The sequence below is a fragment of the Arachnia sp. genome (assembly GCF_057238465.1).
The window spans coordinates 124,252-134,592 of sequence record NZ_DBHHFZ010000010.1 but is presented as its reverse complement, the minus strand read 5'-3'; the positions used below and the strand labels follow the sequence as shown (position 1 = coordinate 134,592).

11 protein-coding genes are annotated in these 10,341 nt (G+C 61.9%); 4 read left to right on the top strand and 7 right to left on the bottom strand.

Annotated elements, in window-relative coordinates; translation table 11 throughout:
* Nucleotides 1–421 precede the first annotated feature (421 nt).
* From ACO6D6_RS11675 to ACO6D6_RS11665, 3 genes are all read left to right on the top strand, one after another.
* Nucleotides 422–1,411, top strand: a complete 990-nt coding sequence (locus ACO6D6_RS11675; protein ID WP_484785420.1) for a hypothetical protein — start codon at nucleotides 422–424, stop codon at nucleotides 1,409–1,411.
* 98 nt (nucleotides 1,412–1,509) lie between these two features.
* A complete protein-coding gene (locus tag ACO6D6_RS11670) occupies nucleotides 1,510–2,112 on the top strand; it encodes a Panacea domain-containing protein (RefSeq protein ID WP_484785419.1) in 603 nt (200 codons plus the stop codon).
* The gene (locus ACO6D6_RS11665) at nucleotides 2,109–2,702 is read left to right on the top strand and encodes a hypothetical protein (protein ID WP_484785418.1); all 594 of its coding nucleotides are present in this window, start codon (nucleotides 2,109–2,111) and stop codon (nucleotides 2,700–2,702) included. The genes ACO6D6_RS11670 and ACO6D6_RS11665 overlap by 4 nt, the downstream gene beginning before the upstream one ends.
* Before the next feature lie 252 nt (nucleotides 2,703–2,954).
* On the opposite strand, the gene ACO6D6_RS11660 is transcribed toward ACO6D6_RS11665, so the two are convergent.
* Genes ACO6D6_RS11660 through ACO6D6_RS11650 form a run of 3 tightly spaced genes read right to left on the bottom strand, consistent with a single transcriptional unit; the run spans nucleotide 2,955 to nucleotide 7,542 of the window.
* Nucleotides 2,955–5,927 (bottom strand): toll/interleukin-1 receptor domain-containing protein, encoded by a 2,973-nt coding sequence (locus tag ACO6D6_RS11660; RefSeq protein WP_484785417.1) that lies wholly within the window; start codon nucleotides 5,925–5,927, stop codon nucleotides 2,955–2,957.
* The gene (locus tag ACO6D6_RS11655) at nucleotides 5,924–7,129 is read right to left on the bottom strand and encodes a hypothetical protein (RefSeq protein WP_484785416.1); all 1,206 of its coding nucleotides are present in this window, start codon (nucleotides 7,127–7,129) and stop codon (nucleotides 5,924–5,926) included. The genes ACO6D6_RS11660 and ACO6D6_RS11655 overlap by 4 nt, the downstream gene beginning before the upstream one ends.
* Before the next feature lie 11 nt (nucleotides 7,130–7,140).
* Nucleotides 7,141–7,542, bottom strand: a complete 402-nt coding sequence (locus ACO6D6_RS11650; protein WP_126380116.1) for a hypothetical protein — start codon at nucleotides 7,540–7,542, stop codon at nucleotides 7,141–7,143.
* A gap of 90 nt (nucleotides 7,543–7,632) precedes the next feature.
* Here ACO6D6_RS11650 and ACO6D6_RS11645 point away from each other — a divergent pair, with 90 nt between their 5' ends.
* Nucleotides 7,633–8,394, top strand: coding sequence for a hypothetical protein (locus tag ACO6D6_RS11645; protein ID WP_484785415.1), 762 nt, complete (start codon nucleotides 7,633–7,635; stop codon nucleotides 8,392–8,394).
* Nucleotides 8,395–8,396: 2 nt separating this feature from the next.
* On the opposite strand, the gene ACO6D6_RS11640 is transcribed toward ACO6D6_RS11645, so the two are convergent.
* Genes ACO6D6_RS11640 through ACO6D6_RS11625 form a run of 4 tightly spaced genes read right to left on the bottom strand, consistent with a single transcriptional unit; the run spans nucleotide 8,397 to nucleotide 10,339 of the window.
* Entirely contained in the window at nucleotides 8,397–9,026 is a 630-nt protein-coding gene (locus ACO6D6_RS11640; RefSeq protein ID WP_484785414.1) for a hypothetical protein, read from the bottom strand.
* Nucleotides 9,023–9,811 carry a hypothetical protein gene (locus ACO6D6_RS11635; protein WP_484785413.1) on the bottom strand — a complete coding sequence of 263 codons (789 nt, stop codon included), beginning with the start codon at nucleotides 9,809–9,811 and terminating at the stop codon, nucleotides 9,023–9,025. Before ACO6D6_RS11635 ends, ACO6D6_RS11640 begins: the two co-directional genes overlap by 4 nt.
* On the bottom strand, nucleotides 9,808–10,083 hold the full coding sequence (locus ACO6D6_RS11630) for a hypothetical protein (RefSeq protein ID WP_484785412.1): 276 nt from the start codon (nucleotides 10,081–10,083) through the stop codon (nucleotides 9,808–9,810). The genes ACO6D6_RS11635 and ACO6D6_RS11630 overlap by 4 nt, the downstream gene beginning before the upstream one ends.
* Nucleotides 10,076–10,339 carry a hypothetical protein gene (locus ACO6D6_RS11625; protein ID WP_484785411.1) on the bottom strand — a complete coding sequence of 88 codons (264 nt, stop codon included), beginning with the start codon at nucleotides 10,337–10,339 and terminating at the stop codon, nucleotides 10,076–10,078. The genes ACO6D6_RS11630 and ACO6D6_RS11625 overlap by 8 nt, the downstream gene beginning before the upstream one ends.
* Between the last annotated feature and the right edge of the window lie 2 nt (nucleotides 10,340–10,341).

Sequence of the window (10,341 nt, the reverse complement as noted above, 5' to 3'; positions counted from 1 at the left end):
AGGACAAAGCGCTAGCTGAGGAAAACCGAAACACCCCTATGAATAAGCCTCCTAGCGTAGTTAAACTTATTCACTACCATCTTTAAACGCGCCCGGCCAGGATTTTTCTGGCGGACACGCCGCCCGTGAATAAACTTCACTTTAGCCCTAATTGTGCCCGTTCCCCAAATAAAGTCAGATTCGGCGGCTGTGAGCCGCTCAACCATCGGCCCCGAAACAGTTACGCCAACCTTCGCATCAGTACATGACGGACGAACGCGGCCCTATGGTCCCGGGACGTGGGAAGACCCACATCGTCCGTCATGTCTTCACGACGACGCGCAGCGGGAGATGAGGTGTTTGGGACGTGTTTCGGGCGATGCTCTGCGGCGCTGGTGACACTTCGCTGATCAGCGACGATTTCAAAAAGTTGGTCACCGCAATGGGAGGCGATCCCTGGCACTACCAGTCCGGGACCATTTCGTATCTCAACCATCCCCGTGCCGACTTCCGACGCAACTCGGCACGCACCGTCGCCGAGGCAGATGTGCTGGTGTTCGTGATCCTGGAACGTTTCGGTGAGATCTCCTGGGACACCGAGTTGCGGGAAGCGGTCGGCAGGGGGAAGGCGATCCTCATCCTGTGCCTGCAGACCACCTATCAGACCTTCCTGGAGGATCGGGGCCGGTCATCTGCCCTCGACCCACGCCTGTTCAGGCTCCTCCAGGAACTGGAGGTCAACCACTCGATGACCATCGTCCCGTTCACCCAGAACACCTTCCTGGACGTGCTGCGGCGCCAACTCTCGCAGCTGTTCCGGCTGAGCCTGTTGACGTTGGAGGAACGCCACCGCCGCGGCGCCGTGACATCCATCCTGCGCAACCCAGAGTCGGCATCTCCCCACGATCTCGAGCTGATGAGGATCATCGCCCTGGACGAGCTGGAGGAGAAACGGCTGCGCAAGGAGGCAATCCTAGGTCTCGCTTCCCGTGACGGCGTAGACGACGAAACCCTCCTGGAGCTCGCAGGCAGCCTTGAACAAGGGGTTTCGCGGCTGGCCTTCGCGCAGCTCCCGCGGCTGATCAAGACACGTCCGGTCTCCCTGTCCCTGCTCGAGGAACTGACCGAGCTGGCAGGGGATTCCGACGACGTGGGCCTGCCCCGGCGCCTAGTCGCATCCCTCTTCAGCATCGACCCGGAGATCGCGGTGACGGTGCTCGTGGGCATGCCCAGCCTGGAGGTCGGCACGCGCAGACGGATCGCGCAGTTGCTGTTCGAGCATCAGCACACCATCCGCTCCGTCATGCCGGAGGCCATCAAACTTCTGCGGCGCTGCATCACCGGAGACGGCGAACGCAACTGGCTGAAAAGAGCCAAGGCCCTGCTCGCCGACTGGGAGAGCGACGCCGCCGCTCCTAAAGCCACATCCTGAGACATCGGCGCCCATCGCACCGCACCGATCCCAGGTGGGGGCAAGTTACACTAGGTGTGAATCGCCTCCAGCGTGCCGAAACAGAAAGGGGGCACGACGTGGAACAGGTTTCCGTTTTCGACATCACCGCTGCCCTCTTGAACCGGGCACCGGGCGGCGAACTACCCACCCTGAAGCTGCAAAAACTGTGCTTCTACGTGTACGGCTGGTACGCCCACCTGACAGGAGAACAGCTGTTCCCCGAGACCTTCTACGCCATGGAGAAAGGCCCTGTGGTCGGGGAACTGCTCAGCGCCCACGCCGGTTTGAAAAAGTTCACCCAAGAACAGCTGGCAGACCAGTTCACCGAACGGGAAGTCGATCCACAGCCCCTGAGCCCATACATCGAACGGATCGTCGATGCCGTCTGGGACAAGCACCGGAACACCCATTTCATGGATCTCGTGGATCAAACCCATGACGAATCCGTCTGGATCACCGCTTGGGAGGGACGGCGCCCGGGCTCAAAGCGAGGAAATCTGCCCGCCGAGGACCTAGTGGAGCATTTCCTCCTGAAGAAGCGGCCACCCCAGGAGCAGCTGGATCTTCCGTTGAGCCTGGTTTCCCGCATCTGTGAGGAAACCCTCGCCGAGGTCGACGCGCCGATCGAGTCGGCCACGCCATTCGTCGAGACCATCCGCCGTCTCCAGCAGGTGTCGTGACCTCCGTCGACGCCCTGCTGGAGCAGCAGGGCTACGTCTGTGAACTCCTCGGCGAGGAGCACTGGTTCATGAGCTTCGACGCCGGACCACGGGGAACGGCGTTGACGGACTGGCTCAACGACCACGCTGCGCCGTATCACGCAGAGGGCTTGTGCAAGGTCTGGATTCTGTGTCCGACCGACAATCCTTCCGACGTGCTCGGATATTTCACCTTGTCCGCGCATTCGGTGAAAGTAAGCGACATAGGGAAGCGGGACCGGACCGTTTCAAAACACAACGCGAATCGCGTCAACAATTTACCTTCCCTGCCCGCGCAGCTCTTGGGAAAATTTGCCCTGGATGAATCCCTCCAAGGGAAAGGACTCGGAGAGCTGCTGATGCTTGCGGTGTTTGATCGCTATTTACAAGCCGAGAAGACAATCGGCTGCAAATTCTTGATCGTGGAGGCTCGTGAGGAAGCGCTGGCGAACTACTACGCCACGCGTTACGGCTTCCGGCAGAACATGACCCTGCAGGGCGGGCTCACCGCCCTCTATCTGTCAACCGCGAACCTGCGCCTCCAGTACGAGCAGGCGCTCAACATCGCCTGAGAGCTCCTCCTCACCCTTGGGGGAGCGCGGAGCCCATCCCCGCATGAAGGGGCTTCGGCCTGATGACCAAGGAGGTCGGCAAAGTCGGTTGGGTGGGATGCGGGTTAGTAGTCTGATGGCTCGCTTGAGGTGTCTTATCAAGACTCTGGCGACGGCGATGGCGCGTGGGACCGCGGCATCCCGTATCAAGTACTTGGTAGGGATTTCTTGGTTTCAAAAATGGGGCTGACCAGGTCAAGTCAATCTTCTCCTTCATTCGTCGCAGGCCGAGGTCCGATGCACTCCGCACAGCAGGTCAACAAGAATGTCCGCCCTGATCGGAATCCTGAGCGACTTGTTGAAGTTATCAGTAGAAAGCGTCACGACAAGATACCCCTCATCCTCCACTACAGAGAGATAATGGATCTTGAATTCATCGTCCGGAGATTCACTTCCGTCGCCTCCCAGTTTTCTCTTGGTGTGCGAATCAAACAGTTCAAATCTTCCAGAGTTCGCGAAGACAAGCAACAGAGAAGAGTCGGGGCTGTAGGAGATGGCGGAAGCGCCAACGTTCTCCAACGAGTATCCTTCTCCGGTCGGCACCCATTCCTCGCCATTCAACCTGAACTCCTGGATCAGTGCCATTTTGGATGAAGCGATGGCAATACGTTTTCCATCAAGGCTCAGCGTGGCTCTTTCGGCCCACCCACCGGGCAGATCGATATAACGCGTGTTTGGCTTGGAAGCACTGTCATCCATGGACCAGGTCGTGATGCTGATACGAGCTCCGTCATAGGCGACGATGCGACCAAGGGAAGGGCCGATCCGGTATTCGAGTATCGCCGGAGTGTTTTCAATTCTCTCATTCGTCAGGCAGTCGTGGGCATCATGGTATGAGCCATGCATGAAGTCGCACACGAGCTGCTGTCTCTCCGCCGCCGCCCGATCTGTCTCAAAACCGGGACCCGGTCGGTAGGAGATGCCGACCGGCAGCGTCTCAAATTTTTTCGGCGTGGATCCATCTCGAACCTCCCAGTACTTTTTTCCCCTCTCGACCACTCCGCCGGAACCATCGGGCCTCGGCAACAGCCATCTCGAAGATGACCAGTCTCCTTCTGAGTTGTTCTTCAGGGGTCGCCTCCTGCCGTCACTGGTGATCTGCAGGTCAGAACCACCCCAGGGGATGGATGCACCGTCTCGCGTGCTCAAAGATGTGGATTGCTCATCCACATGCCACGGGACTGCATCTGCGGAGAACGAGTACCTGCCTATGGTGCCATCGCTGCGTCCAACGAATAGCCCTTCCGAGGGGCTCACCGCGACAAGCATTGGCGAGAGAACCCCTTGTGGAATCAAAGTGGCACCATTGATTTTCACCGGTGGCCCCAGCTCGACAACGTGACACCCAATAAGTCTCAGATCTCCCTTGCTGATCGACAGCTCGCTCCCGGAGTCGGTCAAATACCCGCTGCCCACAACAATCTTGCCATCTCCACAGGTGTGGACCGATCCTGATTGATCAGGAGATTTACCAAGTGGAGTCGGTTCAATCTTACCGTCTTCACCCACGGTTATCCTGAAAAGATCTTGTTCTTTTTTGACCAGCACGGCATTGTATCCGAACCGATACAGTGCGAGCGATCCACGCTCTTCGGCTCCCTCCATGACAAAAGTCGAATCGGAGAAAGAGGTTCCCACTGTCCCGGTGCTCGTCACCCAGATGGAGCGCGGTTCCTTCTTGTCATCCAGCCATGTCACCGCCGAATGGGCGTCTGTCGGAATCTGCAACGGGATGATGGCCGGTTTGCCATTTTTGAGCACCAATGCGACAAGACTCCCGTCGGCCTGTTTGATGGTGAGCGCATCGGGTTCCTCATGAATGACATATCCGGGAACCTCTACTTCTTCGGTCAGCCCAGTGGGCGTGGCTATTCTGACACGACTGCTCTCCAAAGAGCCTCCTTCGGATTTCATTTCCACGAATCTATACGCGGTCTGGGGATTTGAGATGGTCAGATCCCCCTCAACTTGATATTGAACACCCTCTATCGTGTGAAAGAACAAGCGTTCAGTACCGGGAGACCCGTAACTCCCGACCGCCAACACCGCCACGCCAGCGAGTGCGGTGTCAAATGTGCAACTCACATCTTCTTTTTCGAAAAGTACCTCGACCTCATGGGTGTGCCAGTCTATTTTCAGCGCCTTGGTGTCCGTGCAGGCCAGGAAGACGTTTCCCGGCACCTCGATCAGATTGACCACTTTTCCGTCCACCTGGAATGACTGAATCGGGTCACCCGAGCCTCCCAGCCATGTGGCAACAGCCGTTTTTCCCTCGCCGGAGCCAGGCCCCCACGCCGTCAGGTATCGACCGGTTGGGTCAACCGACATGCCGGTGAGAGATTTTGCCTCCGTCTCCCTCGCCAGGGACATCGTGCCCATCAAGGGACCTGTTTCGTTTGCGGCCGTGATGAGCGCCGATCGAATCGATGTGCCGCTCCCCATGCGCCCGGCTTTTACGATCATGTCCACCGCTCGTTCCGGCAGAACGGGCAGAGTCAGAAGCCCTTCAGCGGCCAACGCATCCGCCTGCGCCTGCTGCGAGGATTCCTGAGCCCGCATCGCATTGCGCACCGCAGCGATGGTTGCGATGATCGCCCCGACCAGGAGAACCGATAGCACAGCGAGTATCAGGTTGTTCCGGACACGCTGGCGGGAGCGAAACCGCAACTCGTCAACGTTCAGGTCATCCGGATCCTGCCCAGTCACGGAGCTGTACAGCGGAACGAGGTCGATGTCCTTGGCGCGTCGCGGAGAGACGGTGAACTCGGTGTATTTCTGCTCCGTCTCGAAAAGTCCGCTCAGTGCCTCCGGAAGCTGTTCAGGGCTTTCGAAATCTTTTCCTCCCCACCTGAGGTTCACTTGGTCGGTGCGAACCAGAAAAAGTCTTTCCTTCGACCCCCCCCTCTCCAGCCAAGTCCGAATTTCGGTGTCAACCCAGGGTGACTTGCGGGTCGTCGAATCCACCAGGACGACAAGATGCCGGCTCAGCCCGAGCCCCTCCTTGATGTGTTCATCCAGCGGGCCATTCCTGAGCGAGATCCGATCCAAAAAGATGCGCAACCCTTTTCCGGAATGCCTTTTGTCGAATGCATACAGCGCATCTCGCAGGGCGGCGGCATGCCTGCCTGAACTTTCCGACCTGTACGATATGAACAGATCATATTCTTGAGACAGATTCTCGCTCATGAGCACTCCTTCGGGCGCCTGGATTCAAGGACAACGCGATTTTCCGACGTCATCGTTTCCACTCCATTGCGCACAATTGCAATCTTGCTTTCTCCCACCTTACGAAACACCGAATCGCATTCGGGCCCCACCCAGGAGACCTCCTCATAATCATTTCGTTCGATCTGCTCATCCTTCGCCAGTAGTTCGTTCGGATTCAACTCGCGCCGCCAATATCGGCGCACTGATTCGTCGCAGTTGTCTGAAATATCGGGATAGGTGTACCCATCTATTTGCAGCAGGTTTTCGTCGACCCACAAGAGCGACTTGAGGCCAAACGACCTGCCTCCAGAAATTTCAGCACTCTCGCGCAACTCGCCAGGAATTGCCACGGAGTTCCAGCGCTGCTTCATGGATACGAGATCAATCACGTGCACGACGCTCTTCGGACTGCACGCTCCCCCAGAGCCGTACCCTTCCACCGCAAGCGAGAGCCCGTCGGGCGCGAGCGCGAACTTGTTTATCAGTCCATCGACTTGAGCACTGGCCAGGGGTTTGCCCGTCGTGGAGAATTTCACGATGACCCTCCCACCGCCACGCGCAAAAGCCGTCTCGGATGGGTATCCGATCCAGAATGCGCCCGGACCCGCCGCCACGAGCATCGGCGGCTCTGCATGTTTAATTTGCCCGGAGATGCGAGTTGCCGGGATCTGCAAGTCAACGACCTTGGCCACCTGCATCTTTTCGTCAAATATTTTCAAATGCGCCTTGTACCCGCCCGGGATCTCTTGTGCGCAGAGCAAGATGATTTCATCACCTCTCGGCGCAATACTGTTGCATCCGGCCTCGACACTCATGGAAGGCCCCTCCCCAGATTCATTCACGATTCTCAACCTACCCACATCCTCCGGCGCATAAGACCAGGAATGGGCAATTAAAAACGCCACCTTGTTCCTGGGCAATGGGACGACCTGCACACCTTGAAGATCGTTCTCAACGGAATCCACGATCTGCGGAACCCCGTTCGGCCAGATAGTCAGGTTGTTGCTGTCATTGATGGTTACGGCGAAGGACGCGGCAGCATATGTGGCCCCCGATGTCGATGTTTCTCGTTCTTTGCCATGAGCACACCCGACGATAAAGGCAGCCCCGACAAAACTCACGATGAGGCGCAAAAAATTCTTCTTCATCATGATTGCAATCCCCTCGAATTGTTTATTCACTCGGGACATCCTCACTCCCCCTCCCTCGGTAGTCTCGCCGCCAGTAGGTGCACCCACACGACCACGAAGCCGGCTGCGACTGCGGGCGCCACCCACCAGTCGCGCAGCCCCGGACCTCCCTTGGTGGTGAACCACCACACCGCCACCGCCGACCCTGCGACGTGTCCCGCGACCGCCACCTTCAGCACCGCCCCGGGGTCGACGACACGGGTGCCGTTGATGGCGCGTTCCACGCACGCCGCCGTCGTCACCAGGCCGAAAGCCACCGCCCACAGGGTCAGTTCCCGCCAGCCGCCGCCCTGCCCCGGGCTGTACTGGGTACCCGCCCACAGCTGGGTGAGAAACACCAGAGGCCCGTACAGCAGCACCCATCTCAGCGCCACCCCGATCCCCACCGACACAGCGTTGTTCATTTCTTCCTCGCTTTCCGTTCGTCACACCCTCCGCTGGCCGTCAGATACGAGTGGGCGGGCCCCGCCCCGCCGGCGAAGAGAGGAGTTCCGATGTCTCGAACCTGCCCCAGGTGCGGCCACTACCTTGGTTCCGCGACCGTCTGCGCCAAGTGCGCGTCCAGCCAGCCGCTGGTCTCCCGACCCCGGCGTACCCCGCCGCCACCGCCGCCCGCGGCGCCGCAGAACCACTCCGCGCCGGAAAGCCCCGCCTCGCCGCCCCGCCGCCAACCCACCCCCTCGGGTGGTTCGGGTCTGTTTTCCGTGCGTGGCACCGTCAGCGACGGCGGCCCCGTCAACATTTCCTGGGCGTGGGGTGTGATGCCGGTGCGCCTGCTCCTGTGGACCGCCACCCTCGGATTGCTGCTCACCAAGGGCCAGCGGCTGATCGTCGCGGGCGTCACCAACCTGACGCTGGCCTTCCTGCCCCTGATCCTGGTGGCCCTGTTCGGTTTCTGGCTCCTCCAGAAGATCGGACTGGGCGGCCTTCCCGGCTGTCTCGGGTCGATCTTCGGCAGCACCGTCAGCAAGGGCACCGACATCGGCATCCGCGGTATGTTCCGGCCCCGGCCGGGCTGGCGGTTCGTCGTCGACCACGCCAAGGGCCAGGAGTCCGTCCGCCTCGCCGCCGATGTTCCCCTCCACGAGGATCATCTCGTGGTGGTCCACGGCCCGAGGTTCGGGGGCACTCGCGACGCCTGGCTGATCCAGGGCATCTCCCCCGTTTCGTTCACCCGTCTGGGCCGGGGGCTCGTAGGCACCGTCGTGCGGCTGGCGCTGCTGGTTCCGGTGTGCGTCTGGCTGTTGGGCCTGTGACCTCATCGCCGTCTCCTGCGGTTCGCCCACCAGACCCGGATGCCCGCACCGGCGTCCCTCACAGCGGTGTCCACCGTGTTCGTGATCTCCTCGGGCAGTTCGAGCTCGTTGATCTGGAGTTGTTCCTCGAGCCACTGCGAGGCCACCTCCCCCACCCGCCACTTGACCGCCTCGACGGCGACGGCGCGGTTCAGCATCATCCCGACCTCCGCCATCGCCTCCCGAGACATCGGGATGCGCACACCGCAGGCGGCGGCCTCCTCGAGTAGCCGACGGGCCAGGTCGCACTGCTCATCGCAGCGGTCCGCGGCCCCCAGCCCGGCCCCTGCGGCCGCTTCCGCCCGCTCCGCGGCCCGGCCTGCCAGCCGGGTTTCCTCGTCGCAGTCCCGCAGCGACTCCCGGACCCGCTCCAGGTGCCGGCCCGCCAGGTTGCTGGTCTCCTCCGCGGCGACGATCCGTTCCTGCTGGGCACCGGAGGCCGCCAGCTGCTGGTCCAGGGCCTCCAGGACAGGTGCCAGCCTTTCGCCGCGGAACCGGTCGGCCCGGGTGTCGCCCCAGTGCTGCCGCAGCTCCTCCCCGGCCCGGCGGAACTCGTCGGCCACCCGCCGCAACCCGGTGTCCCCTGCGTTCACGACATGCCCCGATCCATTTCCCGCAGGATCTCGACGACCTCGTCCAGCGACGCCTCCGCCGCGACTCCCCGTTCCCCCACCAGGCCCGACGCCCGTTCCTGGACCCGCAACTGTTCTCGCGCCGCGGCGGCGTGATCCTCCGCTGATGTCGTCGCCTGCCGGGCCTGCCACAGCGCCGAATCCGCCAGCCGCCGGGAGTCGTGGGCCCGCTCCAGGTGTCCCGCCCCATCGGCGTGTTCCTCCTGCGCCACGGCGGTGTCGCGTTCGGCTTCGGCGGCGGCCGCCCGGGCGCGACCCGCGGCCTGGTCGGCTTCCCGGCACGCCTCCACCGCGGCGGCGCACGCCTCGACCAGCTCCACCACCCGTTCGCGGCGCCGCAGCAGCCGTGCGCGGCGTTTCCCGCCCGCGGTGCGCAGCTCGGCGTCGATCCGTCGCAGCTCGGCCTCGGCGGCCGCCAGCCGGGCCGCGCAACGCTGCGTCATCAAACCGACGACCTCCTGGACCCGCCGGGCCCGGGTCGTCGCCCCTCCGGCCCGTTCCCGGGTTTCCGCCACCCGCTCCGAGACATCGTCGAGGGCCTTCTCCTCGCGCTCCAGACGGGCCACGGTCTCCGCAGCGGCGTTGCCCGAGCCGGTGGTGTTGGCGCGCAGGACACTCAGGGTGTCGTCGAGTTGCCGCTGCGCCAGCCGGGCCGGTTCCAGGCGGGAACTCGACCCGGCCCGGGCCGCGATCACCCGTTCCCGGAACTCGCGCAGCCTCCCGGCCAGCACCGCCGGCTCCGTCACGACATGCCCCGATCCAGTTCGCGCAGAACGTCGATGCGGTGGTCGAGGAGCTCGATCAGCGGCGAGATCCGTTCCGCGTAGGTGTCGAACGCGGCCTCGACGCGGGCCCATTCCACCTCGAACTGCCTGGCGCCCTCGCCCCGCCACACGCTCTTCAGTTGCGCATAGGCGACGGTGAGGTGGTGGAAGGCGCCTGCGACCGCGAGACGCTGGGCCATGAGGGAATCGCGGTAGCCCCTGAGTTTCTCCGCCACCACCGAGGGGTCAGCCATTGAAGTACCTTTCCACCTGGATGCGTTTGCCGTCGAGGAAGTCGACGAACCGGGGTGCGTCGTTCTCGGCGAAGTCGTCGAGCGGACCCGTCAGCGCCGCCACCTGGGCCTGGAACCCTTTCTGGAAGGAGTCCTCCCAGATCCCCCTCAGTTCCGATTCCGCGTCGCGCAGGGCGATGTTGACCTGCCGCAGGTGCTGGGTGAAGGCCTCCAGTTCCGGCAGGAAGATCCGTAGCTGTTCGCGCAGCTCGTCCATGT

Excerpts from the sequence above, each read along its gene's own strand:
- ACO6D6_RS11675 (WP_484785420.1), top strand. The coding sequence starts at position 422 with ATGGGAGGCGATCCCTGGCACTACCAGTCCGGGACCATTTCGTATCTC.
- ACO6D6_RS11660 (WP_484785417.1), bottom strand. The coding sequence starts at position 5,927 with ATGAGCGAGAATCTGTCTCAAGAATATGATCTGTTCATATCGTACAGG.
- ACO6D6_RS11650 (WP_126380116.1), bottom strand. The coding sequence starts at position 7,542 with ATGAACAACGCTGTGTCGGTGGGGATCGGGGTGGCGCTGAGATGGGTG.
- ACO6D6_RS11645 (WP_484785415.1), top strand. The coding sequence starts at position 7,633 with ATGTCTCGAACCTGCCCCAGGTGCGGCCACTACCTTGGTTCCGCGACC.
- ACO6D6_RS11630 (WP_484785412.1), bottom strand. The coding sequence starts at position 10,083 with ATGGCTGACCCCTCGGTGGTGGCGGAGAAACTCAGGGGCTACCGCGAT.
- ACO6D6_RS11625 (WP_484785411.1), bottom strand. The coding sequence starts at position 10,339 with ATGGACGAGCTGCGCGAACAGCTACGGATCTTCCTGCCGGAACTGGAG.